At 69.1% G+C, this 26,318-nt stretch carries 29 protein-coding genes and 1 tRNA gene; 20 read left to right on the top strand and 10 right to left on the bottom strand.

Annotation, left to right across the window (positions count from 1 at the left end; translation table 11 throughout):
- Nucleotides 1-24 precede the first annotated feature (24 nt).
- A complete protein-coding gene (gene hpt / locus ACSG06_RS15215) occupies nucleotides 25-594 on the top strand; it encodes a hypoxanthine/guanine phosphoribosyltransferase (RefSeq protein ID WP_440991125.1) in 570 nt (189 codons plus the stop codon).
- Here hpt and ACSG06_RS15210 read toward each other — a convergent pair.
- A complete protein-coding gene (locus tag ACSG06_RS15210) occupies nucleotides 591-1,607 on the bottom strand; it encodes an ABC transporter permease (protein ID WP_440991438.1) in 1,017 nt (338 codons plus the stop codon). The genes hpt and ACSG06_RS15210 overlap by 4 nt on opposite strands.
- A 246-nt stretch (nucleotides 1,608-1,853) precedes the next feature.
- On the opposite strand from ACSG06_RS15210, the gene ACSG06_RS15205 reads away from it, so the two are divergent.
- The 3 genes from ACSG06_RS15205 to ACSG06_RS15195 are packed head-to-tail and all read left to right on the top strand — an operon-like array spanning nucleotide 1,854 to nucleotide 5,979.
- A complete protein-coding gene (locus tag ACSG06_RS15205; protein WP_440991124.1) occupies nucleotides 1,854-3,476 on the top strand; it encodes an ABC transporter permease in 1,623 nt (540 codons plus the stop codon).
- Complete coding sequence (locus ACSG06_RS15200; RefSeq protein WP_440991123.1) at nucleotides 3,476-4,576, top strand: ABC transporter ATP-binding protein; 1,101 nt, start codon at nucleotides 3,476-3,478, stop codon at nucleotides 4,574-4,576. The genes ACSG06_RS15205 and ACSG06_RS15200 overlap by 1 nt, the downstream gene beginning before the upstream one ends.
- A complete protein-coding gene (locus tag ACSG06_RS15195) occupies nucleotides 4,573-5,979 on the top strand; it encodes an ABC transporter ATP-binding protein (protein WP_440991122.1) in 1,407 nt (468 codons plus the stop codon). Before ACSG06_RS15200 ends, ACSG06_RS15195 begins: the two co-directional genes overlap by 4 nt.
- On the opposite strand, the gene ACSG06_RS15190 is transcribed toward ACSG06_RS15195, so the two are convergent.
- A complete protein-coding gene (locus ACSG06_RS15190) occupies nucleotides 5,976-6,479 on the bottom strand; it encodes an NUDIX hydrolase (RefSeq protein WP_440991121.1) in 504 nt (167 codons plus the stop codon). The two genes, ACSG06_RS15195 and ACSG06_RS15190, sit on opposite strands and share 4 nt — an antisense overlap.
- A gap of 123 nt (nucleotides 6,480-6,602) precedes the next feature.
- Between ACSG06_RS15190 and ACSG06_RS15185 the strand changes: the two genes are divergently transcribed.
- Entirely contained in the window at nucleotides 6,603-7,127 is a 525-nt protein-coding gene (locus ACSG06_RS15185) for a GNAT family N-acetyltransferase (protein WP_440991120.1), read from the top strand.
- 179 nt (nucleotides 7,128-7,306) lie between these two features.
- On the opposite strand, the gene ACSG06_RS15180 is transcribed toward ACSG06_RS15185, so the two are convergent.
- The 3 genes from ACSG06_RS15180 to ACSG06_RS15170 all read right to left on the bottom strand — a co-directional run bounded on the left by ACSG06_RS15180 (nucleotide 7,307) and on the right by ACSG06_RS15170 (nucleotide 8,754).
- Nucleotides 7,307-7,381, bottom strand: a tRNA-Met gene (locus tag ACSG06_RS15180).
- A 91-nt stretch (nucleotides 7,382-7,472) separates the two neighbouring features.
- The gene (locus ACSG06_RS15175) at nucleotides 7,473-7,979 is read right to left on the bottom strand and encodes a GtrA family protein (RefSeq protein ID WP_440991119.1); all 507 of its coding nucleotides are present in this window, start codon (nucleotides 7,977-7,979) and stop codon (nucleotides 7,473-7,475) included.
- The gene (locus tag ACSG06_RS15170; protein ID WP_440991118.1) at nucleotides 7,972-8,754 is read right to left on the bottom strand and encodes a glycosyltransferase; all 783 of its coding nucleotides are present in this window, start codon (nucleotides 8,752-8,754) and stop codon (nucleotides 7,972-7,974) included. Before ACSG06_RS15170 ends, ACSG06_RS15175 begins: the two co-directional genes overlap by 8 nt.
- A gap of 152 nt (nucleotides 8,755-8,906) precedes the next feature.
- Between ACSG06_RS15170 and ACSG06_RS15165 the strand changes: the two genes are divergently transcribed.
- On the top strand, nucleotides 8,907-11,534 hold the full coding sequence (locus ACSG06_RS15165) for a DUF2298 domain-containing protein (RefSeq protein WP_440991117.1): 2,628 nt from the start codon (nucleotides 8,907-8,909) through the stop codon (nucleotides 11,532-11,534).
- Between the two features lie 13 nt (nucleotides 11,535-11,547).
- Here ACSG06_RS15165 and ACSG06_RS15160 read toward each other — a convergent pair whose 3' ends face one another.
- Nucleotides 11,548-11,814, bottom strand: coding sequence for an HAH_0734 family protein (locus ACSG06_RS15160; RefSeq protein ID WP_440991116.1), 267 nt, complete (start codon nucleotides 11,812-11,814; stop codon nucleotides 11,548-11,550).
- A gap of 139 nt (nucleotides 11,815-11,953) precedes the next feature.
- Here ACSG06_RS15160 and ACSG06_RS15155 point away from each other — a divergent pair, with 139 nt between their 5' ends.
- From ACSG06_RS15155 to ACSG06_RS15130, 6 genes are all read left to right on the top strand, one after another.
- Nucleotides 11,954-13,321 (top strand): hypothetical protein, encoded by a 1,368-nt coding sequence (locus ACSG06_RS15155; protein WP_440991115.1) that lies wholly within the window; start codon nucleotides 11,954-11,956, stop codon nucleotides 13,319-13,321.
- An 80-nt stretch (nucleotides 13,322-13,401) separates the two neighbouring features.
- Nucleotides 13,402-13,683: a 50S ribosomal protein L44e gene (locus ACSG06_RS15150; protein WP_089731356.1), complete on the top strand. Its 282-nt coding sequence runs from the start codon at nucleotides 13,402-13,404 to the stop codon at nucleotides 13,681-13,683.
- 3 nt (nucleotides 13,684-13,686) lie between these two features.
- Nucleotides 13,687-13,860 carry a 30S ribosomal protein S27e gene (locus ACSG06_RS15145; protein WP_440991114.1) on the top strand — a complete coding sequence of 58 codons (174 nt, stop codon included), beginning with the start codon at nucleotides 13,687-13,689 and terminating at the stop codon, nucleotides 13,858-13,860.
- Nucleotides 13,857-14,657, top strand: a complete 801-nt coding sequence (locus ACSG06_RS15140) for a translation initiation factor IF-2 subunit alpha (RefSeq protein ID WP_440991113.1) — start codon at nucleotides 13,857-13,859, stop codon at nucleotides 14,655-14,657. Before ACSG06_RS15145 ends, ACSG06_RS15140 begins: the two co-directional genes overlap by 4 nt.
- Nucleotides 14,654-14,836, top strand: coding sequence for an RNA-protein complex protein Nop10 (locus ACSG06_RS15135; RefSeq protein WP_440991112.1), 183 nt, complete (start codon nucleotides 14,654-14,656; stop codon nucleotides 14,834-14,836). Before ACSG06_RS15140 ends, ACSG06_RS15135 begins: the two co-directional genes overlap by 4 nt.
- A 5-nt stretch (nucleotides 14,837-14,841) precedes the next feature.
- Complete coding sequence (locus tag ACSG06_RS15130; RefSeq protein ID WP_440991111.1) at nucleotides 14,842-15,603, top strand: proteasome assembly chaperone family protein; 762 nt, start codon at nucleotides 14,842-14,844, stop codon at nucleotides 15,601-15,603.
- On the opposite strand, the gene ACSG06_RS15125 is transcribed toward ACSG06_RS15130, so the two are convergent.
- On the bottom strand, nucleotides 15,591-16,532 hold the full coding sequence (locus ACSG06_RS15125; RefSeq protein ID WP_440991110.1) for an alpha/beta fold hydrolase: 942 nt from the start codon (nucleotides 16,530-16,532) through the stop codon (nucleotides 15,591-15,593). The two genes, ACSG06_RS15130 and ACSG06_RS15125, sit on opposite strands and share 13 nt — an antisense overlap.
- 90 nt (nucleotides 16,533-16,622) lie before the next feature.
- Here ACSG06_RS15125 and ACSG06_RS15120 point away from each other — a divergent pair, with 90 nt between their 5' ends.
- The 3 genes from ACSG06_RS15120 to ACSG06_RS15110 all read left to right on the top strand — a co-directional run bounded on the left by ACSG06_RS15120 (nucleotide 16,623) and on the right by ACSG06_RS15110 (nucleotide 18,979).
- Nucleotides 16,623-17,243, top strand: coding sequence for a J domain-containing protein (locus ACSG06_RS15120; RefSeq protein ID WP_440991109.1), 621 nt, complete (start codon nucleotides 16,623-16,625; stop codon nucleotides 17,241-17,243).
- A gap of 103 nt (nucleotides 17,244-17,346) precedes the next feature.
- A complete protein-coding gene (artA, locus tag ACSG06_RS15115; protein ID WP_440991108.1) occupies nucleotides 17,347-18,294 on the top strand; it encodes an archaeosortase A in 948 nt (315 codons plus the stop codon).
- On the top strand, nucleotides 18,281-18,979 hold the full coding sequence (locus ACSG06_RS15110) for a metallophosphoesterase (protein WP_440991107.1): 699 nt from the start codon (nucleotides 18,281-18,283) through the stop codon (nucleotides 18,977-18,979). The genes artA and ACSG06_RS15110 overlap by 14 nt, the downstream gene beginning before the upstream one ends.
- Nucleotides 18,980-18,999: 20 nt before the next feature.
- On the opposite strand, the gene ACSG06_RS15105 is transcribed toward ACSG06_RS15110, so the two are convergent.
- Together ACSG06_RS15105 and ACSG06_RS15100 are read right to left on the bottom strand one after the other, a co-directional pair.
- Nucleotides 19,000-19,689 (bottom strand): cupin domain-containing protein, encoded by a 690-nt coding sequence (locus ACSG06_RS15105; protein WP_440991106.1) that lies wholly within the window; start codon nucleotides 19,687-19,689, stop codon nucleotides 19,000-19,002.
- Between the two features lie 70 nt (nucleotides 19,690-19,759).
- The gene (locus ACSG06_RS15100; protein WP_440991105.1) at nucleotides 19,760-21,025 is read right to left on the bottom strand and encodes an NAD(P)/FAD-dependent oxidoreductase; all 1,266 of its coding nucleotides are present in this window, start codon (nucleotides 21,023-21,025) and stop codon (nucleotides 19,760-19,762) included.
- Nucleotides 21,026-21,141: 116 nt separating this feature from the next.
- On the opposite strand from ACSG06_RS15100, the gene ACSG06_RS15095 reads away from it, so the two are divergent.
- The 4 genes from ACSG06_RS15095 (at nucleotide 21,142) to ACSG06_RS15080 (ending at nucleotide 24,687) form a co-directional block, all read left to right on the top strand.
- Nucleotides 21,142-22,341: a threonine synthase gene (locus ACSG06_RS15095; RefSeq protein ID WP_440991104.1), complete on the top strand. Its 1,200-nt coding sequence runs from the start codon at nucleotides 21,142-21,144 to the stop codon at nucleotides 22,339-22,341.
- Nucleotides 22,342-22,426: 85 nt separating this feature from the next.
- Nucleotides 22,427-23,122 carry a metal-dependent transcriptional regulator gene (locus tag ACSG06_RS15090; protein WP_440991103.1) on the top strand — a complete coding sequence of 232 codons (696 nt, stop codon included), beginning with the start codon at nucleotides 22,427-22,429 and terminating at the stop codon, nucleotides 23,120-23,122.
- Nucleotides 23,119-23,904, top strand: coding sequence for a TMEM165/GDT1 family protein (locus tag ACSG06_RS15085; RefSeq protein ID WP_440991102.1), 786 nt, complete (start codon nucleotides 23,119-23,121; stop codon nucleotides 23,902-23,904). The genes ACSG06_RS15090 and ACSG06_RS15085 overlap by 4 nt, the downstream gene beginning before the upstream one ends.
- A gap of 60 nt (nucleotides 23,905-23,964) precedes the next feature.
- Entirely contained in the window at nucleotides 23,965-24,687 is a 723-nt protein-coding gene (locus tag ACSG06_RS15080; protein ID WP_440991101.1) for a LysE family translocator, read from the top strand.
- Nucleotides 24,688-24,717: 30 nt separating this feature from the next.
- Here ACSG06_RS15080 and ACSG06_RS15075 read toward each other — a convergent pair whose 3' ends face one another.
- Entirely contained in the window at nucleotides 24,718-25,413 is a 696-nt protein-coding gene (locus ACSG06_RS15075) for an HD domain-containing protein (RefSeq protein WP_440991100.1), read from the bottom strand.
- Nucleotides 25,414-25,528: 115 nt separating this feature from the next.
- Here ACSG06_RS15075 and ACSG06_RS15070 point away from each other — a divergent pair, with 115 nt between their 5' ends.
- Entirely contained in the window at nucleotides 25,529-26,284 is a 756-nt protein-coding gene (locus tag ACSG06_RS15070; protein WP_440991099.1) for an alanyl-tRNA editing protein, read from the top strand.
- Nucleotides 26,285-26,318 lie beyond the last annotated feature (34 nt).

Raw genomic sequence — 26,318 nt, 5'->3', positions numbered from 1 at the left:
ATTGCTGGTTCGTGTAGCTACGACATGGACAGACTCAGCCAGTCCCTGCGCGATGCGCCCATCATCGAGAAAGACGGCTACCACTACTTCGTCCACCCGATAAGCGACGGCGTGCCGCAGCTGGACCCCGGACTCCTCCGCGAGATCGTCATCCGCATCATCCGCAAGGCGGACCTGGAGGACGTCGACAAGATCGTCACACCGGCAGCGATGGGTATCCACATCTCGACGGCGGTGTCGCTGATGACGGACATCCCGCTGACGGTCATCCGGAAGCGCGAGTACGGCCTCGACGGCGAGGTGTCGCTGGCCCAGCAGACCGGCTACTCGGAGAACGAGATGTTCATCAACGACGTCGACGCGGGCGACCGCGTGCTCGTGCTCGACGACGTGCTCTCGACGGGCGGCACGCTGGCGGCGGTGCTCGGTGCGCTCGACGAGATCGGCGCGGACGTCGTCGACTCGGTCGCGGTCATCAAGAAGGTCGGCGGCGAGAACAAGGTCGCGGAGTCGCCCTACAGCGTGAAGACGCTCATCAACGTCGACGTGGTCGACGGCGAGGTCGTCATCGTCGACGAGAACGGCGACGACTAGTCGGTGTCGCTCCCGACGCGCGGGTCGAGCAGCGTGTAGGCCAGGTCCTGGAGGAAGTTCCCGACGATGCCGATGAACGCGACGACCATCGTCACCCCGAGGATGAGCGGCATGTCGCGTGCGTTCACGGCCCGCAGTATGAGCGCCCCGAACCCGGGGATGTTGAACACCTCCTCGATGACGAGGATTCCCAGCACGAGAACGCTGAGCATCTCGGTGAGGAACAGCGAGAGCAGCGGGATGGCGGTGTTGCTGAGGACGTGTCGGGCGACTCGGAACGGACCGGCGCCCTTCGCACGGGCGATCTTGACGAACTCCATGTCGATGTACTCGAGGGACTCGGAGCGCGCGTAGCGCAACTGCCCGGCGAGCAGCGCGGTCGTGAGCACGATGATCGGGAGCGAGAAGAACGCCTGCGTCGTGTTGAAGTCGATCCACGGGACGAACCCGTACAGGAGCGTGACGTCGAACGACCAGAGCAGCGACGACTTCAGCGGGAGCTTCGGGAACTGGATGGTCTGGTGCTCCATGACGGTCGTACTGAACAGGACCGTCGCCAGCCAGAAGTTCGGGATTCCGAGGCCGAGGTAGGCGACGGCGGTGACGATGCGGTCGCCGAAGGAGTGCTGTCTGAACGCCGCGAACAGCCCGAAGCTGATGCCGGTGAACGTCGCGATGGCGACGGACGGCACGAGGTAGAACAGCGTGTACTTCATCCGCTCCCAGATGACCTCGAGGACGGGCTGGCCGGTCGAGAACGAGAGGCCCCAGTCGCCGGTCGAGATGTTGATCATCCACTTGACGTAGCGCTGGAACACCGGGTCGTTCAGATTGCGGGCCGCCTCGTACGCCTGGACCGCCTTGGTGATGTTCTGTCCGCGTTTCGAGGCGGTGAACGCCACCTGACCGACGTTCGGGTCGTTCGTCAAGGCGATGACCGCGAACGCTGCCGTCATCACGATGTACGCGGAGACGACCGCGAACACCCCACGTCGCACCAGCCGCCAGACCATGCTCACGGTTGCACCACCGACCCGTGACCCTGTCGTAGCATTCGAACGGGACTGTCGGAGCAGAGCTAATAAATACGGGGGGCATCGGGGGGCGGATACACGATAACCGCAAGACAGAGCCGGGAGAGTATGTAAAGTCCCGATTTGAGCAACTAGTAGCTTTTTACTTCACCTCGGTAAATGGACCGAGCAGCATGGAATGTGGGTGTCGTGAACACTGCGGTCATCAGGTGGTGGGGCCGATAGATGGCGACGAGTGACGCGGAGGACCGGGCACGGTTCGAACAGGTCGACTGGGGGACGGTGGAGCCGACGAGTGGTGGGCTCGGACGTCGGTCGGCCCTGTTCCTCGCCAGCCTCGCGGTCGTGCTCGGTGCGCTGTGGTACGACTTCGCCGTCGCCGCGCCGGACCCGCTGTTCCACAACGTCGGCCTCGCGGAGGGCGTCGAGGACGCGTTCACGTGGGACGTCCGCGGTATCGACTGGCTGTTCAGCGTATCGCTGCTCGTGTTCGTCTTCTACGTGCTGTACCCGATGTACGAGAACCTCGACCGGACGAAGGCGTACTTCGACGAGCTGACGAACAATCGGGCGGCGACGTTCGCACTCGGCTACGTGACGCTCTTCTTCTTCGGTGGCGTGTTCGGCCCGCTGCTCGTCGGGCAGCCCTCGCCCGACATCCAGGCGACCTCCCGGCCGCCGGTGTCGTTCGCCACACCGATCGGCCGCGTCGACCTGTTCTCACTGCTGGTCGTCGGCTCGATCTGTGCGCTCGCGACCTGGGCCGTGCTCGACCGACTGGACCGGCACCGCGAGCTGGGCGCCTTCGGTGACGTCGCCCGCGTGCTCGTCCGGGTCGCACTCGGCTTCCTCGCGACGTTCACGCTCGTCGGGACGGTGTTCAACGTGTTCTCGGTCGCCAGCTTCCGCGTGGCGGCCGCCCTCGGCGCCGTCGTCGGCGTCGCGCTGGGGCTGCGCTGGGCGGTCGTCTCGGACCGCTCCTTCGGCGTCGAACAGCTCCGGGCGACCGCGGTCGTCCTCCTCGCGTTCGCCGGACTCCTCGTCGTGGGCATCGAGGTCCTCCAGTTCGTCGTCTACGACATCGTGAAGTTCGACCCGATAGCCGGCGGCGTGAGCTCGGCCTCCTGCCCGCCGTACGCGGAGGCCCCGGGACGGGGGACCAACTGCTACGGCACCTGGGACTACCCGCTCGGCACGGCCCGCTACGGGCAGGGAATCATCCCCTTCGTGTTCACCGGGATGCGCGTCTCCCTGCAGGTGGCGCTCATCTGCTCGATGCTCATCGTCCCGCTGGCGACGTTCGTCGGGACCGTCGCTGGCTACGTCGGTGGCGTCGTCGACGACCTGCTGATGAGCTACACCGACATCCAGCAGACGCTGCCGGCCATCATCGTCTACATGATCACCATCCACGTGTTCGGGCGCAGCCTGTTCGTCCTCGTCGTCGTCTTCGGGCTGTTCTCGTGGGCCGGTGCGGCCCGCCTCGTCCGCTCGGAGGTCATCCAGCGACGCCAGGAGGACTTCGTGACGGCGGCCCGGAGCGCCGGCGCCGGACACTGGCGCATCATGGGCCGGCACGTCCTCCCGAACGTCTCGAACACCGTCCTGACCTCGGTCACGCGGCAGATTCCCAACCTCATCCTGGCCGAGGCGGCCATCGCGTTCCTCGCACTGAACAACATCATGCTGCCGTCCTGGGGGGAGACCATCTCGAGCACGCTCCAGTTCATCCCCGACGGCTGGTGGATGTCGACCATCCCGGTCGTCGTCCTCTCCGTCACGGTGCTCTCGTTCAGCGTGCTCGGTGACGCCCTCCGCGACGTACTCGACCCCCGGAGTGATTCATAATGTCGCTACTCGAAGTGCGTGACCTCGAGGTCACGTTCGACACCGATTCCGGCACGGTCCACGCGGTCGACGGCGTCTCGTTCGACGTCGACCGCGGCGAGACAGTCTGTATCGTCGGCGAGTCCGGCTCCGGCAAGACCGTCACCAGCGAGTCCATCACCCGGCTGGTGAAGGAGCCGCCGGGACGGGTCACCGCCGACCGGGTCACCTTCGACGAGCGCGACCTGTCGCAGCTCTCGAAGAAGCGGCTCCGGAAGATCCGTGGCGGCCGCATCGGTCACGTGTTCCAGAACCCGCAGGGCTCGCTCAACCCCGTCTACACCGTCGGCCGGCAGGTCGCGGAGGCCATCCGACTGCACGAGGACGTCTCGAAGGGCGAGGCTCGCGAACGCGCGGTGGACCTGCTCGACCGCGTCGGCATCCCGAAGGCGGGCGAGCGCTACGACGACTACCCCCACGAGTTCTCCGGCGGACAGAAGCAGCGCGTCGTCGTCGCGATGGCCATCGCGGCCAACCCGGACCTGCTCATCGCCGACGAGCCGACGACAGCGCTGGACGTGACCATCCAGGCGCAGATCCTCCGCCTGCTGCGCGACCTGCAGGACGACCTCGACATGGGCATCCTGCTCATCACGCACGACCTCGGCGTCGTCGCCGAGGTGGCCGACCGCGTCGTCGTCATGTACGCTGGCAAGGTGATGGAGTCCGGCGACGTGTTCGAGGTGTTCGAGAACCCCTCGCACCCGTACACGCAGGGGCTGCTCGACTGCCTGCCCGGTCGCGGCGGCGACTCCGAGGGTATCCCGGGCTCGCTCCCGGACCCGAAGGACCCACCCGCAGGCTGTCGGTTCGCCGACCGCTGCCCGCACGCCATCGACGACTGTCGCACGGGCGACCATCCGACGCGCGTCCCGGTCGCTGGCGGCGACCACGACGCGGCCTGCATCTACTACCAGGCTGGCTACGACGCCTCCGTGGTCCGCTCGCCGGCCGACCGCGACGCCGACCCCGACGCCGGCGGGGAGACGTACGCCGACGGCGGCCTGGTCGACGCCGCCGAAACCGGATTAGGCGACGCCGACGGAGGTGAGCGCCGATGAACGAGGACGCCGACCCCGTCGTCTCGGTCCGGGGGCTGAAGAAGCACTACCCCGTCACGAAGGGTATCCTCCGCCGCGAGGTCGGTCGCGTGAAGGCCGTCGACGGCATCGACTTCACGCTCTACGAGGGCGAGACGCTCGGGCTCGTCGGCGAGTCCGGCTGCGGCAAGTCGACCGCCGCCACCTCGCTGCTCCGACTCGAGGAGCCGACCGACGGCGAGGTCATCTACCACGGCGAGGTCCCCGAGGACACGAACCGCGAGACGCCACTCGAGAAGCTCCGTGGCATCCGCGGTGACGACGACGCGGGAAGGGAGCCGAACGACGTCGTCGGCTTCTCCCAGTCGCAGCTGAAGCGCTTCCGTCGGAAGGCCCAGATGATCTTCCAGAACCCGACGAGCTCGTTCGACCCGCGGATGTCCGTCGGCGAGAGCGTCGCGGAGCCGTTGCTCATCCACGGCCTGGACGACCCCGACGAGCGCCGCGAGATCGCCGAGGACCTGCTCGAACGTGTCGGCCTCGACGCCGCGGACTACGACCGCTACCCGCACGAGTTCTCCGGCGGGCAGAAACAGCGCGTCGCCCTCGCCCGGGCGCTCGTCGTCAACCCCGAGTTCGTCGTCGCCGACGAGCCGGTCTCCGCGCTCGACGTCTCCATCCAGTCCGAGATCCTCTCGCTCATGCGGGACCTGCAGGATCGCTTCGGCCTGTCGATGCTCTTCATCAGCCACGACATGGGCGTCATCCGGGAGATCTGCGACCGCGTCGCCGTGATGTACCTCGGCGAGATCGTCGAGGTCGCCCCCACCGAGGAGCTGTTCCGGAATCCCCAGCATCCGTACACGCAGGCGCTGCTCGCGTCGATTCCGACGCCGGACCCGCGCCAGCGCGGCCTCGGGATCGAGCTCACCGGCGACGTGCCGAGTCCCGACAACCCGCCGTCCGGCTGTCGGTTCCACACGCGCTGTCCGAAGGTCATCCAGCCGGACGACCTCGACCTCCCGCAGGAGCAGTTCCGCCGCGCGCTCGACTTCCGGCACCAGGTCGAGGGCGGCGACGTCGACAGCGAGGGTGCGGCCGAGCTCGCCCGCGCCCGGTCGGACGACGAGGGGGACGCCGAGCTCAGCCGCGACGACCGACGCCGCGCCCTCAGAGCTGAGTTCGACCTCCCCGACGAGCTCGACGACCCCGCGGCCGAGGAGAGCGTCGCTGCCGCCGTCGACAGCGTGCTCGACGACGACCTCGGCGCCGCGAGCGAGCGGCTCTCGGACACGTTCACCACGGTCTGCGAGCGCGAGAAACCCGAACTCGAACGGACCGGCGAGGACCACGTCGCAGCCTGCCACCTCGTCGACGGCACCGAACGTGTCGAGACGGCGACGGGCGAGGTCGCAGACGACTAGCGGAGCCGGTCCACCAGCCACGCCGCGAACTCGCGCTCGAACGTCTCGGCCGGGAGCTCCTGGAACCACTCGGCCCGTTCGATCGCCTCGTCGTCCTCCCCCAGATTCTCGCCGACGGTGGTCGTCTCGGGCCGGGCCTCGAACGCGACCGTCGTGAACGAGCGGGTGCGGTCCTCGTACTCGATGACGTTCTCGACCGCGGCGTGTGGCCGGACCGGCTCGACGGGCACGCCCGTCTCCTCCGCGACCTCCCTGACGAGCGCGTCGGGGAGCGTCTCCCCGGGCTGGACGCTCCCGCCGGGAACGAGCCACTGCTCGTCGTCGCCGTTGTACACCAGCAGGACACGCCCCACCTCGTCGAGCGCGACGCCGATGGTCACCCAGCCGGCGGTGAACGCCTCGTTGTCGTCCATCGCGGCGAACGTCTCCGCGTCGACCGCCCACGTCCTGCACTCGGTCAGCAGGTCGTCGTACCGCTCTCGTGGGTCCGTCACGTCCATACTCGGCTCTCGCCGGGGGTCGCGCAAAGTCGTTCCGGCTCGTCGTGACGGCCGCACCCTCGCTCGCCTGCCCGGGCGGTAGAACCGGCTGGTTTCATTGCCCCGCCGGACCACCGTCACCCGATGACCGACCAGTTCGACGTCCGCACGTTCGACCCGGACGACACCGGCCGTATCGAGGCGATCCGACGGGACGCGCTCCGGTCGGCCGGTGTGGCCTACGGGGACGCGCTCGACACGGTCGACCCCGACGCACTCCGTGCCGACTACCTGGACTCCCGCGGCGCCTTCCTCGTCGGGACCCTCGACGGAACGGTGGTCGCGACGGGGGCCTTCCGTCCAGCCGGCGAGTTCCAGGAGGCCGTCTTCGACGGGGTCGATGCGGCCACTGCAGAGCTGAAGTGGATGCACGTCGACCCCGCTCACCATCGCCGCGGCTTCGCCTCCGAGATGCTCGGGGAGCTGGAGTCGCTGGCACTCGACAGGGGCTTCGACAGCGTCGTCCTCCACACGAGCGCGGACCAGACCGCAGCCAGACGGTTCTACGAACGCCACGGCTACGAACTGGTGACACGGACGCAGGAGAAGATCGGCGACGCCGCGTTCGAGGCGCTGCACTATCGACGGGCGTTGTCAGGTGGACTGTGAGAAAATCCGACAGGCCAGCTCCTCTCGACTGTGGAAACCCGAAAACGCGGGATAGCGGGAGGTAGATTCGAACCACGGTCGCTCCACTCCGTTCCGCTCCCTGGCTCAAATATCCCCGTGCTACTTTCGACGCTCACAGCAGTCGTCGCTCTGCTCCTCGTGTGGTTCGCGTCAGAAAGTAGCGGGAGGTAGATTTGAACTACCGATCTGCGGGTTATGAGCCCGCCGGAATCTCCTGGCTATCCCATCCCGCTACCATCACGTAACCCGGTGCACTAGTTAAGGGTTGTGTTTGGGTCGCCGTATGCGGGTTCGTGCCACCAGCCACCGCGACCGACAGCCTCTTTATTCCGCGTGAACGCGCCAGGTGAACAGACTCTCGGCCACGTAGTTGACGAACATGGCGACGCCGATGCCGGTGACCTTCGAGACGACGAACCAGCCGTCGATGGTCGCGACGGTGAGCTCGAGGGCGATCACCCGGTAGACGAAGCGGAACGTCGCCAGCTGGACGAGCGTGCCACCGAGGCGGACGAGGTGCGACCGGCCAAGTCGGCGGAGCGTCGGGACGACCCCGCCGTCGCCGCGGGCCGAGAACGTCCAGTTGTCGTTGAGCAGGAACATGACGACGATGGCGACCTCGATGCCGATGAACACCGCGACCTCGGGGAAGACGCCGAGCTCCCTGAGCGTCGTGGACGTGATGAGGTCGAACACCGCGCCGATGGCGCCGACCGACGCGAACTTCCCGAACCTGGTGCTGGAGACGAGCTCTCTGGGATCGCCGTCGAGCAGGCCGTCGTCCCCGTCCCCGCCGCCGCTGGTCCCCGTCACGCGCTCGTCCTCACTCATCGGTCTCGGCTCCGAGGCGGTCGACGAGGGAGAGGCGGGTCGTCCGTCGCGAGGCGACGAACCGGTGGAACGCGCTCCCCTGGAGGCGCTTCACGCGGTGGCGGGACTTGAGCAGCGAGACACCGAGCTCGACCGTCGTCCCGACGGGCGAGACGGTGGACTCGGGCTGGTCCTCCCAGGTGACGGGCACCTCGACGGGGTCGTAGCCGAGTGCACCGGCCATGGCGACGAGTTCGATGTCCCAGGCGAACCCCGGCTCGTACAGGTGGTCGCGAACGCCCTCCCAGGCGTCGGCATCGATGGCCTTCGCGCCGCACTGGAAGTCGTAGAGGGGGACCGAGAGGAGCGTGCGTGCGAGGAAGGCGAAGCCGTCGCCGAGGTACCGTCGGGCGACGGTCTGGTGGGACCGCACGTCCGCGTCGGGGTGCCGGCGCGAGCCGACGGCGAGCTTCGTCGTGCCGTCGACGACGGGCTGGACCACGTCGACGATGGAGGTGGCGGGGGTCGCACCGTCGGCGTCGGCGAACGCGAGCACGTCGGTGTCGAGCGCCTCGAACCCGCAGGTGATGGCGGCGCCCTTGCCACGACGACGGTCGACGGCGTTGACGGTGCAGGGCTCGTCCGCGAGCGCGGCGACGGTCGCCGCGTCGGGGGCGTCGAGCTCGACGCGCACCGTCGACGGCTCGAGGTGGTCGTGGAGGGCGTGCAGGTAGTCGACGAGGCTGTCGACCACCGGTTCGTACGCGGGGATGACGACGCCGACGGACCGGCTCATCTGTTCGAAACGCGTCCCCCAGGGGAGTAAAACCATTCGTTTCCGGCCGGGGACACGACCCGGCCATCGGCCGACGGCAGCCAGATCCCCCGATATCCGTGGGAATCGGCGAAGGGAAAAGTCCTTACCCGACGCCGCCTCCGTTCTCGAACATGGAATACGGGCTGGTCCTGCTGTGGCTCGCCACCGTGGCCGGACTGGCCGCCATCGCCGCACCCCTCGCGTCGCTGGTCTTCGCCCCCCTGTCGGACCGGGGCGGGACCCTCGCCCTCCCCTTCGCGCTGGCCGTCGTCGGTGTCGTCAGCTACCTCGTCGGACAGGTGGCGTTCGGCTGGCCGGCGCTGGTCGCGTCGCTCGCGGTGCTCGGTGGCGGTTCGGCGTTCGCACTGTCCCGCGACCACGAGCCGGACTGGGAGGCCGTCGGGCTCGGACTGACGGCCGTCGCCGTCGGGTTCGGACTCGTCGTCGCCATCCGGAACGCCGATCCGGGCATCTACGCCGGCGGCGGCGAGAAGTTCCTCGACTTCGGCCTGCTGAAGACGCTCGTCCGGGCCGACAGCCTCCCGCCCGAGGACTTCTGGTTCGCGGGCGACCGGGTGCAGTACTACTACGGCGGCCACCTCATCGCCGCCCAGCTCACCCGGCTCACCGGAATCGCGCCGCGATACGCCTACAACCTCGCGCTGGCGACGTTCTACGGGTCGCTCGTCGGCGCGGCGTTCGGCCTCGCACGGAACCTCGCCGCAGAGCGCGACCTGCCACGGAGCCTGTCGGGAGCCCTCGCGCTCTTCTTCGTCGGGTTCGCGAGCAACCTCGCACCGGTCGCACGCCTCGTCGTCTGGCTGCTCCCGGAGAGCATGAAGACGTACGTGGACGAGAACCCCGCCGCGGGGGACGGCCCCGAGGCGGTCCGGGCGTTCGGCCACACGTGGACGGACCTCGCGCTCGGACCGGACCAGTTCTACTACTGGCCGGCGAGCCGGGTCATCCCGAACACCATCAACGAGTTCCCCCTGTTCGCATTCCTCAACGGCGACCTGCACGCGCACATGATGAGCACACCGCTCCTGCTCGTGACCGCCGCGGTCGGGTTCGCCTACTGGCTGACGCCGGCCGCGCAGGTGTGGCGGCGACGCGCGTACGTGTTCGTGTGTGCGCCCCTGCTCGCGGGGCTGCTCGCGGTCGTGAACACGTGGAGCTACCCCTCCGTCGCCGGGCTGACGACACTCGCGGTGCTGTTCGCGGGGGCCCATCCCGCCTCGCTCCTGCCGGCGTCGGTCTGGGAGCGGGTCGAACCGGCGACCGACAGCCGCGTCGTCTCGGAGAGCCTGCGGATGCTCGGTGCGGGCTGTGCCGGCATCGCCGTCGGCCTGCTGGGCGCGCTCGTCGCGTTCCCCTTCTTCACCGGCGCGACGAGCGGGCAGTCGCTCGCGCTGCTCCCCGATCGGAGCGGTGCGGCAGGCCTGTTGCTCGTCCACGGCGCGTTCCTGCTCGTCTCGGTCGCGTTCCTCGCACCGAGGATCGATCCGGACCTCGAACCCGACCTCGGGATGGTGGCGCCGCTGTCGGTCCTCTCGGCGGTTGCCGTCGCCAACGCCCTCGGCGGCTGGATACCGGTGCCGGTCCCGGTCGTCGCCGTGGTCGGAGTGCTCGCGGTCACGCAGGTCGAGGCCGACGAGCGCGGCCCCGCCGCGCTGCTGTTCGTGCTCGCACTCGCCGTCACGGTCGCCGCGACGGGTGCGCTCGGCCCACAGTTCGGGCCGCTGGGCGTCTACGGCGCGACCGTCGTCGTCGCCGTCGGCGCGGCCGTCTCCGGCTTCGACTCGGACACGCAGGTCGTCGCGGTCGGTGTGGCGGTGTTCCTCGTGCTCGGGGCGGCTGCGGTCGTCGTGGACCTCGCGGTGCTCGCCGTCGTCCTCCCGGTGCTCGCACTCGGCTGGGTGACGCTCCGCCTCGGCCGCGACCTCGGCTACGAGACGGTGCTGCTCGTCGCCGCCGTCGGGCTCGTGACGATGGTCGAGTTCGTCTACGTCTCAGAGCGGGCCGGCAGCGGGCGCTACAACACCGTCTTCAAGTTCTACATGCAGGTGTGGGTGCTCTGGGGCACCGCCGCCGGCGTGATGCTGGTAGACCTGATCGCCCGCCAGTGGCCCGACTGGAGCATCGGCGCGCGACTGGCCGAACGCCGGTCTGCGAGCACCCAGCGCGCCGGCCAGGTCGCGTCCGTGGGGCTCGCCGTCGTGCTCGTCGTCTCGCTCTCGGTGTACGGCGGACTGGCCCTCGGCGGTCACTTCGAGGGGCCGGGCGCGGACACGCTCGACGGCAGGGCCTGGACCGAATCCACCTACCCGAACCAGTCGGCGGCCATCGAGTGGTTCGACGACCGCGAGGGTCGCCCGGTCGTCGTCGAGCGCCCGACCAGAGAGCACGTCTACGGCATCAACACGCCCGCCACACAGCTCGTCAGCGGCGTCTCGTCGCTGACCGGCCTCCCCACGATCGCGGGCTGGACGCACGCCTCGAACTACCACACTGAGGAAGGCTGGCAGGAACGGGTCGCCGACGTCCGGACGGTCTACACCGGGAACAGCACCGACCGGGCGAGCGTGCTGGCGAAGTACGACGTGGCGTACATCTACGTCGGGCCGCACGAGCGCCAGCACTACGCCGTCGACGACCTCGCCGACGAGTCCTACATCTCGGTGGCGCAACGCTACGGCGACGTGGTGATCTACGAGGTCGACCAGTCGGCACTCTCGACGGGGAATCGGAGCCGCTGAGAACGGTGGGCGTTCAGACCGAGAGCTCGCCCTTGCCCTTGATGACGTCGACCGCCTCGGCCTCGACGCGGTCGACCTCCAGATGGTGCGGGATGAAGTTCCGCCGCATGAAGTCGTCAGTCTCGTCCTCGGTCCCGACGACGCACCAGAGCTGCACGCGTTCGGGGCCGTGCCAGTCGCCGTTGCGCGTCACCGAGAAACAGTGGACCTCCTCGCCGTCGTAGTCGATGATGGCGTCCTTCCGGATGCCGGGGTCCCCGTCGATGATGAGCCGCTTCATGCGCGTCGGTTCGGACAGCCCCACATTAAGGGTGTCGAAGCAGCCGACGCGTGCGCCGTCCCGCGATAAGATTGACACTTGAACCGTCGTGTAATTAATGGTGGTGGGGTGTGTACGACGGCAGAACGGAGGGGCGTCCATGCATTCGACGGACTCACTGAGCAACACCAAGACGACCACCAAGGACGGGATTCGGGTAGCAAAGGGCATCCAGCCGGGGGACGGGGCGATGACGGTGAAGTACCACATCACGTCGGAGCGTGCGGACACCGCCGCAGTCCGCCTCGAGGAACCCCTGGGCAGGAGGTTCCCGGTCGAGACCCTCGACCTGGACGCCGCGGGGCACGGCGACTGGCTGCTCGAGGACGGCGAGGGCACGCTCGTCCTCGTCGACATCCTGCCGGCCGGGGACAGCGTGACGACGGGCTACGTGGTCGCGTCGGCGGAGCTCGACCGCGTCCAGCCGGTGTTCGGCGAACCGTACATCGACATGGTCGACCCCGTTGACTCGGAGGGCACGCGGTCGCGGGCGGACGGGACCACGACGACCGAGCCCGACCCCGAGCTCACCGAGGCCGCGGTCGCCGACGCCCTCACGCCGGAGCTCGTCGCCGCGGCACTGTCGAGCGAGGCGGTCGCCGAAGCGCTGTCGGCCGAGGCCGTGGTGTCCGCGCTCCCACCGGCTGCCGTCGTCGACGCGCTCGTCGACGCCTTCGAGACCGGCGCGATCGGCGAGCACCAGGCCGAGCGACTGCGAGAGCACGTCGCGCCCGGGCAGGCGCGCAGCGAGCAGGTCCACTTCCAGCATCTGGAGGCACGCCTCGAGGAGTTCGCGGCGTACGCAGACGGTCTCGCCGACCTCATCGACGAGCACGGCACGGCGACCGAGATCGTCGACGACATGCAGGCCGACATCGCGGCGACGCGCGAGGCTGTCACCGCCGTCGAGGACGGACTCGACGCGGACGCCGGCGAGTACGACGACCTCGGTGACCGGTTCGACGCCGTCGACGACCGACTGGCGGCTATCGAGGAGCGCCTCGACGACGTCGACGGTCGGTTCGACGTCGTGGACGAGCGCTTCGCCGCGGTCGAGGACCGATTCGATGCCGTCGAGTCCCGGGTCGACGACCGGGTCGACGCCGTGGCCGACGACGTGGCGACGCTCGACGAGGGGCTCGAGCGGACGAACGCTCGACTCGACCGGGTCGGCGGCCGCACCGACGAGGTCGACGCGCGTGCGGACTCGCTCGCGGACGACCTCACCGGGCTCCAGTCCCGCATCTCGGATGTCGAGGAGCGCCACGGCGAGTCGATGACCGAGCTCGCCGACCACGTCGCCGAGCTGGAGGCCGACCTCGCGGCGACCGAGGAGTGGCGCGAACAGCTCGGCGAGGCGTTCCAGGGCGACGGGCCGGACGGCACCAGCGTGGACGACGCGACCGCGACCGATGCAGCCGACGACGGGAGCGAGGACGCGGGCGAACCGGCCGATACCACGCGGTAACGGCGCTCGTGGATGGCTCGCGGCGAACCAAACGGGTTTTAAAGTGCCGGAGACAACGTGGTCCCAAGAGGCCGATATCTATGCAGATGCCACGACGTTTCAACACGTACTGTCCACACTGCAACGAGCACCACGAGCACGAGGTGGAGAAGGTCCGCACGGGCCGGAGCTCGGGCATGAAGAAGGACCAGCGCAAACAGCGCGAGGGGAAGAAGGTCATCGGGAACGCCGGTCGCTTCTCGAAGGTCCCCGGTGGGGACAAGCCCACGAAGAAGACCGACCTCAAGTACCGCTGCGGCGAGTGCGGCAAGGCGCACCTCCGCCCGGGATGGCGTGCCGGTCGACTGGAGCTTCAGGAGTAAACCATGGCAGGAGATTTCATCCGCGTCAAGTGTAACGACTGCGAGAACGAACAGATCGTGTTCGGGAACGCCTCGACCACCGTCAACTGCGCGGTGTGTGGCACCACGCTCGCCACCCCGACCGGTGGACAGGCGGACATCCCCCACGAGATCGTGGAGACGGTCGACGCACGATGAAGTACAGCGGCTGGCCCGAGAAGGGCGAACTCGTCGTCGGCGACGTCGACGAGATCGAGGACTTCGGCGTCTTCGTCGACCTCAAGGAGTACGAGGACAAGCGTGGCCTCGTCCACATCAGCGAGGTCGCCAGCGGATGGATCAAGAACGTCCGCGACCACGTCGGAGTGGGCCAGACCGTCGTCTGTAAGGTACTCGACGTCGACGAGGACTCCCAGCAGATCGACCTCTCCATCAAGGACGTCAACGACCACCAGCGGTCGGACAAGATCCAGGAGTGGAAGAACGAGCAGAAGGCCGACAACTGGATGCTGCTCGCGTTCGGCGAGGACGTCAGCGACGAGCAGTACGCCTCCGTCGCCAACGAGCTGCTCGCCGAGTTCGGCAGCCTCTACGAGGGCTTCGAGCAGGCGGCCATCCACGGCCCCGAGGCGCTCTCGGACAGCGACCTCACCGACGAGGAGGTCGAGAAGCTCGTCGACACCGCACGCGACAACGTCTCCGTGCCGTACGTCACCGTGACGGGGTACGTGGACCTGCGCAGTCCGAACCCGAGCGGCGTCGACGACGTGCAGGAGGCGCTGCAGGCGGCAGAGGGCAACGGCGAGGTACCGGACGAGGTCGAGCTCGACGTGACCTACGTCGGCTCGCCCGAGTACCGCATCCGCGTGAAGGCACCGAACTACAAGACCGCGGAGTCGGAGCTCGAGGCGGCCGCCGAACGGGCGGAGGTCGCCATCGAGGAGCACGGTGGGAGCGGCGAGTACCACCGCGAGCGTCGCTCCGACGACGAATGAAGTCGGACATCCGGGTGTGTTCGGCGTGGCGCGACCGCCACGAACGCCCGGTGTACACCCTTTCTGCGACCTGTCCCGACTGCGGAGCCGAGGCGATAAACAGCGCCCCGGCCCCGGTCGACCCCGAGGACAGCTACGGCGACTACCGACGCGCTCTTAAGCGCGCCGACCGCGAGTAGCGGGTATGGAGCCACTCGACATCGAGACCGTCGACTCGGCCGAACTCTCCGACCCGGCGTTCGTCGAAGGACTGCCGGGCGTCGGCCACGTGGGCAAGCTGGCGGCCGAGCACATCCTCGACCAGTACGAGGGGACGCTCGTCCGGCGGCTCTACTCGCACGACCTGCCGCCGCAGGTCGACGTGGGCGACGACGGCATCGCCGAGCTCACCCACCTGGAGTTCCACGCAGTCGAGACCGAGGGGCGCGACCTGCTGGTGTTGACGGGCGACCACCAGGCACAGACCAACGAGGGGCACTACCGTCTCGCGAGCGCGGTGCTCGACGTGGCCGAGGAGTTCGGCTGCGAGGAGCTGTACGCACTCGGTGGCGTCCCCACCGGCGAACTCATCGAGGAGTACGCGGTGCTCGGGGCGGCGACCCGGGAGTCGGTGGTCGAGGCGCTGAAGGACGAGGACGTGGAGTTCCGCGAGGACGAGCCCGCGGGCGGCATCGTCGGCGTCTCCGGGCTGCTGCTCGGACTCGGCGCGCGCCGCGACGTCGACGCCGCCTGCCTGATGGGCGAGACCTCGGGCTACCTCGTCGACCCCAAGAGCGCCCGGTCCGTCCTGGAGGTGCTCGAGGGGATGCTCGGGATGGACGTGGACTACGCCTCGCTGGAGGAGCGCGCCGACGAGATGGAGGAGGTAATCGGGAAGATCCAGGAGATGGAGCAGCAACAGCAGGCCCAGGTCCCGAGCGACGACGACCTGCGCTACATCGGCTGATCGAGAAAGGTTCTCACCGCGTCGTCGAACGCCTCGGGCCGCTCCCGGGGCGGCATGTGGCCGCAGTTCGAGAGCACGCGTAGCTCCGCGTCCGGCAGCAGCGTTGCCGCGCGTACCGCCCAGTCGACGGGGACGAGCGGGTCCTGCTCGCCGTGGACGAGCAGCGTCGGACGGTCGAGGTGGGGGAGGTCCTCGACGAACGCGGTGCGCAGTCCCGCGGGCAGTACCTCGTGGCGCTGGAAGGCGCGCCAGGCCCGGCCGGCCGCGGGTCGGGAGAGCGCCGTCACGGCGTCGTCCACGAGCGCGGAATCGGGCGAGACGGTGATGCCCTCGATGGTCCAGCGAACCAGCCGACGGCTCCGCCCGAGCACCGCCCAGAGGAGCCGGTTCGTCCGGTCGAGCCCGGTGAACCAGCTGGCCAGTCGCCCGCCCGGGACGGTGCTGCCGAGCCCGTAGCTGTCGACGAGGACCAGCCGCGAGACGCGCTCCGGAGTGTCGATGGCGGCACGGAGCGCGACGCCGCCGCCCATCGAGATGCCGACGAGCGTCGCCCGGTCCACGTCGACCGCGTCGAGGAATTCGACGAGGACGTCGGCGTAGTAGTCGAGCGTCGCCCTCTCGGCCGGTGGCCCGCTCGCGCCGTAGCCCGGCCAGTCCAGCGCGTACACCCGTGCCACGTCGGCCAGTCCGGTGATGGTGTGTCGCCACGAGAGCCGGGCCTCGTCGAGTCCGCCGCCGTGGAGCAGCACGACTGGCGGCGCGTCGTCGTCGCCCGCGACGTAGTACCGTACCCGCACCCGGTCGAGGTCGACGTACCTGCTCCGGAGCCGGGTCGGTCGGTCCACGTTCCGGGTGTCGCCCGGGTCGTCGGCGGGCGCTGTTCGCCCCGATGCTGCGGCGTCCCGCTCCGACGCGTGCTCCGTGCACATGTCGTGACCTGACGCGGGCCAGCCACATCAACGTCCCCCGAAGGTGTTCGGTCCGCTGTTTTCTTTACCGCGCAACACCTATGCTCCGTCGTGGTACCGCAACCGCTCGCACTCGGCTTCGAGTGGGCCGCGACGCTCCCGTCGTGGGTGCTCGCGGGGCTGTCCCTCGGCATCGTGTTCGCCGCGTTCTCGGCCGCGATGTTCGTCGTCGGCGAGCAACTGTTCCCGAGCCCGCCGACCGCCCGCAGCGAGGACGGCGAACGCGGACAGGCCCGCCGCCGCGCGGAGATACGTCACTACCTCGACGACATCGGGGAGCGGTACGCAGAGGACCATCCCGTCGCCGGGCACACCGTGGCGTTCTACCTGCCCGAGCGCGACGTGGCGGTGACGTTCGACGCGCAGGCCTTCTTCGACATCCAGGGTGCGGGCACGGCCGCCGTGCTCTGTGAACACGAGATGCCCGGCCACCACCTCGGCCGCCGGCTCCCGTTCGAGGTTCCGGAACTGGAGTGGGAACCGGCCGGCGAACCCGACGCCGTCGAGCGGGCGTTCCGTGCGCTCGGGCTCTCCCCCGCCGCCTCGACCGACGAGGTCCGGGACGCCTACCGCGAGCGGGTGATGGAGGTCCACCCGGACCACGGGGGCGACGAGGAGTCGTTCCGGGCGGTCCGCGACGCGTACACGACGGCGAGGGAGCACGCGGACTGAGCCGGCGAACCACCCCACCCCGACGCCTGGACCCGGTTACCCGACGGTAATCCCCTCGTGAGATGGCGTCAGGACTTTAACCGAGAACCACCTTGCAGTGGATATGAACTTCCTCCCGGCCGTCGTCGGGCCGACGGTGCTCGGGATGACCGCGACGGACCTGTTCGCGTGGGTCCTGATCGCGGCGTTCCTCGTCGGCGCGCTGGTCGACGTCTACGACAGGGAGAGCGCACGGTACGTCCTCGCGGTCACGTGGGGCCTGTTCGGCCTGTTCTGGCTCGCAGTGTTCCCGCACTTCGCGTTCGAGGTCAAGAGCTTCGTCGAAGGTGGGCTCGCGCTGTTCGCGGTCCCGGCCTCCATCTACACCGGCTACCTCATCCTCCAGGGTCGCGAGCGCCTGCACGTCCTCTCGCGGGCGGTCGGCGTGATGGGTCTCGTCTACTTCCCGACCCAGGCCATCGAGTCCGTCCGCAGGTTCCTCATCGAGACGGTCGCGGCACAGACGCTCTGGGGCATCAACCAGCTCGGCTACTACCCGGTGTTCAGGGAGGGCGACCAGGGCTACATGAACTACTTCTACTTCGGCCCGGAGTCGTTCAGCACGTACATCGTCTACGCCTGCACCGGCATCGGCTCGATGGCCATCTTCGCGGGGCTCATCGTCGCGGTCGACGCCCCGCTGCGTCGGAAGCTCAAGTCCTTCGCCATCGCCATCCCCGTCATCTGGGTGCTGAACATCGTCCGCAACGTGTTCGTCGCCATCGCCGCGGGCGAGGGCTGGTTCGCGATGGAGCCCGTGCTCACCCTCGCGAGCTTCGCTGGCGTCGAACCCATCGAGGCCTCGTTCTGGTTCGCACACAGCGTCGTCTCCCAGATGGCCTCGGTCGTCGCACTCGTCGGTATCACCTGGCTCGTCGTGCAGGTCATCCCCGAGCTGCTGGCGATCCTCGAGGAGGTGCTGTTCGTGGCGACCGGCACCGAGTACGACCTCGAGGACGCGCTCGGCGTCTCGCCCGACGTGCGGACCGACGGCGGCGATGTCGGCGAGTGAGTTCGTCGTCGGTGACCGGGGTGTCTACCTCACGGCCGACGACGCGCTCGTCGTCGCCGACCTCCACCTCGGTCGAGCCCACGCCTCGAACGTCGACTTTCCGTTGAACGAGCGGCAGGACACCCTCGACCGACTCGGCGTGCTGTTCGACCGGTTCGACCCCGGGACGGTGGTGTTCGCCGGGGACGTGCTCCACCGGTTCGACGCCGTTCCGGTGCCGGTGCGCGAGTCGCTCGACGCCGTCGTCGGGGCGGTCCGTGATGCGGGCGCGGAACCGGTGCTGGTGCGGGGGAACCACGACCGCCAGCTCGACCGCGTCGCGAGCGAGCCGGTCCACGACGCCTACCGGTTCGACTCGGGTACCGTCGTCTGTCACGGCCACGAGGAGCCCGCGGAGACCGGCGACCGCTACGTCGTCGGCCACGACCACCCGGTGCTGGAAGTGGAGGGGCAACGACATCCCTGTCTGCTGTACGGACCCGACGCATACGGCGGCGCTCCGGTGGTGATGCTCCCGCACTTCACGACGCTCGCCCCGGGTGTCGTCGTCAACGGGATGCGTGCCCACGACTTCGACTCCCCGCTGGTCGGCCGAGCGGGCGGCTTCCACCCGGTCGTCCGGGACCCGGCCGCCGAGGAGACGCTCCGGTTCCCGCCGCTGGGAGAGCTGCGGCGGGTGCTCTGACCGGACAGCCACCTGGGCACCTAGCGTCCGGGCTGTTCGACGCGCTCTCGCCAGAACTGCTCGCGCTCGAACCGGTCGTAGGTCGCCTCGTAGCCCAGCCGATTCGCGAGCGGCGCGACCAGTCTCGCAAGCGGTCTCGCCAGCACTGGCGGCGGCGACGTGAACACCGTGTCGTCCGACATCGCGGCGGCGAGCGCCATCGACTGGAGCAATCCTGGCTTGCCGTCGGCGTCGAGCGCGCCCTCGTGGGCGAGGCCGTAGAGCGTCCGGACCACGTCCAGCGTGCGGGCTGCCGGGCGCGTGGTGGTCAACGTCGCTGCGAGCCCGTCGCCGACGACCGCGAAGCCGTGGGGCGTCTCCGGTGGAACCGTGATCTCGTCGCCCGGCCGCAGTCGGTTCGTCTCGCCGTCGATGTCGACGACGAGCTCGCCGCGGAGCACCGCGAATGACTCCTCGTAGCCGACGTGGTAGTGCTCGGGCGGCCCATCGTTGCCGGGGGCGAACACGCCGAGGCCGGTGACCGACTCGCCGCCAGTCTCCGCTGGCGTCACGAGCATGGTCGTCCACTCGTCGGTGACCGGGTTGGAGAACAGCGGACTACACCGGTCGTGGAGGTGTTCGGCGAGCGGGCCGTCGTCGTCGTACTCGAAGCCGGTGCCCGGGACGGGAGCGCCATCGTCGTCGAGTCGGCGGCCGGTCTGCGGGGACATACCGCCCCCGTCACACGCGAGCCCGGATAACCCTCCGGTCGGTACCAGTTCGTGGGAACCGGCGGCCCGTCTACCCGAGGTCCTCGCGGACCGCGGTCGCGGCGTCCCGCCCGCTTGCCATCGCGCCCTGGATGGACGACCAGCGGGTGTAGTCGCCGGCGAGGTAGACCGGCCCGCCGGGGTCGCGCGTGTCCGGCAGCGAGTCCGAGAAGCCCGGCGGCTGCTGGAACTGCGCGAACGGGATGCGGTCGGTGTGTTCGAGCGAGAGGCCGTCGAAGCGACGCTCCGGGTACCAGGATTCGAGCGTCTCGGTCGCCAGCGCCGCCAGCTCGTCGTCGCTCTCCTCGCGGTCGCCGAGGAACGTCGCACTGAGGAGCCGGAGCCCCTCGGGTGCGTACTCCGGGGCGACGGCGGTGTGGTCGGCGATCTGGTTCGGGCCCGTCTCGGTGGCGTTGAGCATGAGCCGCGTCCCGGCGTCGAGCGCGTCCCGGCCCGGGACCGAGAACCACTGCGTGACACAGGCGTGTGCGTCCGTCGGGATGGACGGGACACCGGTCAGCTCCCGCGCAGCCTTCGGGTCGGTGGCGACGACGACCGCATCCGCCACGCGCTCGGAACCGTCGACGGTGACCGTCGCGTCGCCCTCGCGACCGACCTCGGTGACGGTCGCACTCGTTCGTACGTCCACGCCCGAGGCCTCGGCGCGCTCGCGCAGCTGGGCCGTGATGGCGCCCATCCCGTCGGCCGGCACCGCCGTCTCGCCCGCCGAGAGCATCTTGAACGTGTACTCGAACACCCGCTTGGAGGTCGACAGCGACCGGTCGAGCGTGATGCCCCCGTAGAACGGTGCCGCGAAGTTGTCGACGTACTTCCGCGAGAAGCCACGCGAGCCGAGGTACGACTCGATGTCGCTGTCCGGCCCCTGGAAGATGGCCTCCGTCGAGCGGCCCGCGAGCTCCCGTTTGAGCTTCAGCGTCCGGAGCTTGTCTGAGACCGTCACGTCGCGGTTCAGCACCGACTCGGTCAGCGCGGACGGGTCCCGGAACGGGTCCGAGAGGATGGACCGGTGCCCCGGGCGGCAGATGCACGCCCCCGGCGCGAAGGTCCGCAGGTCGAGCGCGTCGAGGTCCAGTTCGGCCTGCACCGCGGGGTAGGCCGTGAACATGACCTGGAACCCGCGGTCGAAGGTGAAGCCGTCCTCGTGGGTCGACCGGACGCGCCCGCCGACGGTCTCCTCGCGCTCGAACAGCCGCACGTCCGCGCCCGCATCGGCGAGGCGACGGGCGGCCACCAGTCCGGCCAGTCCGCCGCCGACGACGATGACGTCTGCGTCCATACCCCGCCTTTCGACCACCGGGGTGAAAACCGCGGTGGTCGCGGTGCTGGCGGGGCCTTCCGCCCGGGCGACATCGACATGGACAGGGCTTAGGCCACCCCGTTCCAACCCCCGATATGGAGACGACCGAGGCTTTCGTCGGACTGGACTGCGTCGACTGCGGCGAGCGCTTCGACGCCGCCGCGGAGACACACCGCTGTCCCGACTGCGGCGGCATCCTCGACCCGGCCTACGAGTACGACGACGTGTCGCTGTCGCGGACGGCGCTGGCAGACCGGCCGTTCGACTCGATGTGGCGCTACGCGGAGCTGTTACCGTTCACCCGCGAATCGGCGGTGACGATGGACGAAGGGGCGACCGCGCTGGTGGAGTGCCCGAAGCTGGCCGACGAGCTCGGCGTCGGCACGGTGTACATCAAGGACGAGGGGCGCAACCCGACGGGGACGTTCAAGGACCGCGGACAGACCGTGGCGATGACGGCCGCGGCCCAGCACGGCGCGACGGACGTGGCGCTGGCGTCCGCCGGCAACGCGGGGCAGGCGGCGTCGGCGTACGCCGCCCGCGCCGGACTGGACTCGCACGTGTTCCTGCCGGCGCGCTCGGGCTTCACGAACAAGGCCATGGTGAACGTCCACGGGGGCGACATGACCGTCGTCGGCGGGCGCATCACCGACGCGGGCGAGGCGTTCGCCGAGGCGATGGCCGACCCGGAGAACGAGCACTGGTACTCGGTGAAGACGTTCGAGACGCCGTACCGCCACGAGGGGAAGAAGACGATGTACTACGAGATCGCCGAGCAGCTGGACTGGGAGACCCCCGACGCGGTGGTGTACCCGACCGGTGGCGGCGTCGGTCTCGTCGGGATGCACAAGGCCGCCGAGGAGTTCGAATCGCTGGGTCTCACCGACGACGTACCGGGGTTCTACGCGGCACAGGCGACCGGCTGTGCGCCCATCGTCGCCGCGTTCCAGGAGGGCAAGGACGTCCACGAGGCGTGGGAGCACCCGGACACCATCTGCGGCGGCATCGAGATCCCCGACCCCGGCGCCAGCCCGTGGATCCTCGACGTGCTCCGGGAGTCCGACGGCGGCGCGGTCGCGACGGACGACCCGGACATCCTCGACGCGGCCATCACCGTCGCCCAGCACGAGGGTCTGGAGATGGGTGCGACCTGCGCGGCCGCGGCCTCCGGCGCGTGGAAGCTCGCCGAGGAGGGCGAGTTCGACGCGGACGACACCGTCGTCCTCGTCAACACCGGCACCGGCAACAAGGACGACGACATCCTCCGCAGTCACCTGATGGGCCAGGGTATCTGAACCCGGGCTCGCGGTTTGGACAACCCATCTCGCGCTGCTGCAACCGGACAACTTTTCCTTTAGAGCCATCTAAACTCGTGCAAGGATGCTTTCCGACGTGATGGAGGACTATCTCAAGGCGATCTACATCCTCCAGGAGCGCGACGAGCCCCCGGTCTCGACCTCCGATATCGCGGAGTATCTCGACGTCACCCCGCCGACGGTGACGAGCATGGTCGAGAAGCTCGACGACCGCGGCCTCGTCGAGCGCGAGAAGTACAAGGGCGTCGAGCTGACCGACGAGGGCGTCACCGTCGCGCTCGAGGTCCTGCGGCACCACCGCCTGCTCGAGGCCTACCTCACCGAGCACCTCGACTACGACTGGTCCGAGGTCCACGAGGAGGCCGACGTGCTCGAACACCACATCTCCGAGGAGTTCGAGCGCCGGGTCGCCGAAGCGCTCGGCAACCCCACCGTCGACCCCCACGGCGACCCCATCCCCGACGCGGACCTCTCGCCGCCGGCCGACGCAGAACACACCAGACTGTCGGACCACGAGCCCGGGACGACCGTCGAGATCTCACGTGTCAGCGACCGGGACGACGACGAGCTGCGGTACCTGAAGGACGCGAACATCACCCCCGGTACCGTCGTCCGTATCGTCGACGTGGCCCCCTTCGGGATGGTCACCGTCGCCGTCGCCGACGGCGGGAGACAGAGCCTCCCGGAGGAGATCGCGGACTCCATCCGAGTCAAGCGGGTCGAGACCGACATCTCCACCGAGGAGGTGCCCGAAGCGTGACCGGCTTCGCGGAGATCGTCGTCGTCGCGTTCGTCGCCCAGCTCGCCGTGCTGCCTGGCGAGAAGGTGCAGTTCATCATCGCCGGCCTGTCGACGCGCTACCACCCTCTCGTGGTCGTCTCGGCCGCGGCCACCGCGTTCGCCGGCTGGACCGCACTGGAGATCCTCTTCGGCGAGTTCCTGCTCCAGGTGCTCCCGGGCGTCTACCTCGACGTGTTCACCGGCGCGCTCTTCCTCGTGTTCGCCGGCCTGCTCCTGCACTCGATGCCCGAGGACGGCGACCGGAGCTTCGACGACATCGGCGGCGAGGGCGCCGTCGAGACCGACGGTGGCTTCCTCCAGTCGGTCGACCGTCTCGAGGAGACCCGGACGGTGTTCGGCCGCGAGCTCCCGGCCAGCCTCGCCGCGTGGTTCCCCATCTTCGGGATGATGGCCACCGGCGAGTTCGGCGACAAGACCCAGCTCGTCACCATCGGGCTCGCCGCACAGTACGGCGCGACGCCGGCCATCTGGACCGGCGAGATGCTCGCCATCGTCCCGGTGAGCCTCGCGAACGCCTACTTCTTCCACCGGTTCTCCCACCGGGTGAACCTGAGGAAGGCCCACATCGCCTCCGCCGCGCTCTTCGGCTTCTTCGGGCTGGACACGTTCCTCGCGTTGCTGACCGGCTTCTCGTTCTGGGAGACGTTCGTCGGGGCGGCCACGGACGCCGTCTTCGCGGCCGCGAACTGGCTCGGTGGGGTGCTCCCGCTCGCCGTCGACATCGCAGCGACGGGGCCGTAACCGCTCGCCTGCTTCGCCGCCTCCGGTCTGCTTTTGTAGCCCACCGGCGTAGCGCCGCCGATGGCATCGACGCTCGCCTCGCTGCTCGCCGGCCTCCTCTTCGGCTTCGCGCTCGCCTCCCCACCGGGGCCGATGAACGCAATCATCGCGGAGGAGAGCGTCCTCGGCGGCTGGTTCGCCGGCGTCCGAGCCGGGCTCGGTGCGTTCACCGCCGACGCCTGCTTCTTCGTGCTGGCGTGGCTCGGCGTCGTCGCCTTCGTCGAGACCGTCCCCGCGGTCAAGGGCGTCATGGTCCTCGCCGGCGGCGTGCTCATGTGCTACTTCGCCTACGGCGCCGCCCGGGACGCGATGGGCGAGACCGACTTCGTCGACGTCGACCCCGAGGACGACCGCAAGGGCTTCTCGAAGGCGTTCGTGCTCGCGCTCACGAACCCGTACCAGATCGTCTTCTGGCTCACCGTCGGCGTCCACATGCTCGACGACCGCGCCATCGACGTGTTCAGCCACGTCCCCTACGTGAGCGAGTCGCTGGCGGGCACCGTCGTCGTGCAGGCCGGTTCGCTCGCGCTCGTCGTCGGCTTCTTCGGCGGCATCCTGCTCTGGGTCACCGGCTTCCCGGCCACGCTGGTCGCCGTCGGCAGGCGGGTCGACCGCTTCGCACCGGTCGTCGCCGGCGCCAGCGCGGTCGTCCTGGCGCTGTTCGGCGGCTTCTTCCTCGTCGACGCGGTGCAGACGCTGGCGCCGATGGCCGTCGACGCGGTCCGGTCGCTCGGGGCGATGTAGGCGCTTCTGACGCAGAGACGGCCAGCCGGCTCAGAGGACGGACTCGACGTCGCCGAGCTCCATCTCGGCGACCTCCAGCTCCAGCCACTCGCGGAACCACTTCACGCGCTTGAGCCGCTGGTGTGCGATGCTCTCTGCGGTGTCGCTCTCGATGCGCTCGGCGGCGTCGCGGCCGCGTTCGAGCACCCGGTCGACCATCTCGGCGGCGTCCATGTGCGTCCGGGCCTCGTAGCCCATCCGGAGCAGCATCAGTGCCGTGCCGTTCGCGCCGACCTTGTCGAGCACGTCGCCCTCGATGAGACACTGCGTCTCCAGCGAGAGGTCCGTGAGGTCGCCCTGGTACGAGTGGTTCTCGATGGCGCGACACACCTCGTCGACGAACGACGACGGGAACTCACCGCGGGTCTCGAGGTACTGCCGGGCGACGCGGGCGCCCTCCTCGGCGTGGACGTCCTGGTCGGCGTCGAGCTTCGCGATGTCGTGGAACAGCGCGGCGACCCGCGTCACGTCCACGTCCGCGCCCTCCTTCTTCGCGATCTTCGTGGCGAGGGCGACGACGTTGAGGATGTGGTTGAAGCGGTACTCCGCGGAGTGCCACGGGTACCAGCGCATCCGGCCACCCTCGTCCTCGTTCTCGACGCTGGCGAGGAGGTAGTCGTGCACGAACGTTTGCATCTCCTCGAACTCCTCGTCGGTGACCCGTGATTCCTTTATCTCGACACCCATAGAGAATCCCACCAGATTAGACGGTCCGTAGTCATTGTTATCCGTACAAACGGCTCTACAACTCTTAGGCGTTACGACAGTGCGGATTAAGTGTTCGGAGAGCTTCGCTCCGGACGTGACAGAAGCGCTCTACCTGACAGATTCGTCCGCCCGTCGGTTCGAGGCGACCGTCGAGCGCGTCGCCGGCGACCGCGTCGTGCTCGACCGCACCTGCTTCTACCCGGCCGGCGGTGGCCAGCCCGCCGACCAGGGCACCCTCACCGCCGAGGACGGCACCGAGTGGACCGTCACCGACGTCGCCAAGAAGGACACCATCTACCACACCCTCGACGGCGACCCGCCCGAGCCGGGAACCGCCGTCGTCGGCGAGCTCGACTGGGACCGACGGCACGCCCACATGCGCTACCACACCGCCCAGCACCTCCTCTCGGCGCTCCTGCTCGACGAGTTCGAGGCGGCCACCACGGGCAACCAGGTCTACGAAGACCGCGCCCGTCTGGACTGCGACCACGACCGTTTCGACGACGACGACCTCGCCGCCATCGAGGACGGCCTGAACGAACTCGTGGACGCCGCACTGCCCGTACGCTGGTACGAGATGGACCGCGCAACCGCAGAGGCCGAGCTCGACACCGACCGCACCCGCATCCACCTGCTCCCGGACTCCATCACCGAGCTCCGCATCGTCGAGATCGGCGGTGACGGCCCGACGGGCGCCTGCGAGCGCGCCGACGCCGCCAGCGACCCTTACGACCGCACCGCCTGCGCCGGCACCCACGTCGAGTCGACCGCCGACGTCGGCACCGTCACCGTCACCGGCCGCGAGACGCGGGGCTCCGACGGCGAGCGCGTCAGATTCGTCCTCGAGTAGACTGACGGGCTGGCGTGCATCGAGCCCACCACAC

This window comes from Haloarchaeobius baliensis (assembly GCF_052060055.1).
GTDB lineage: Archaea > Halobacteriota > Halobacteria > Halobacteriales > Natrialbaceae > Haloarchaeobius > Haloarchaeobius baliensis.
Note: the sequence above shows the minus strand (reverse complement) of the source record. Positions and strands in the feature narration are given on the sequence as shown.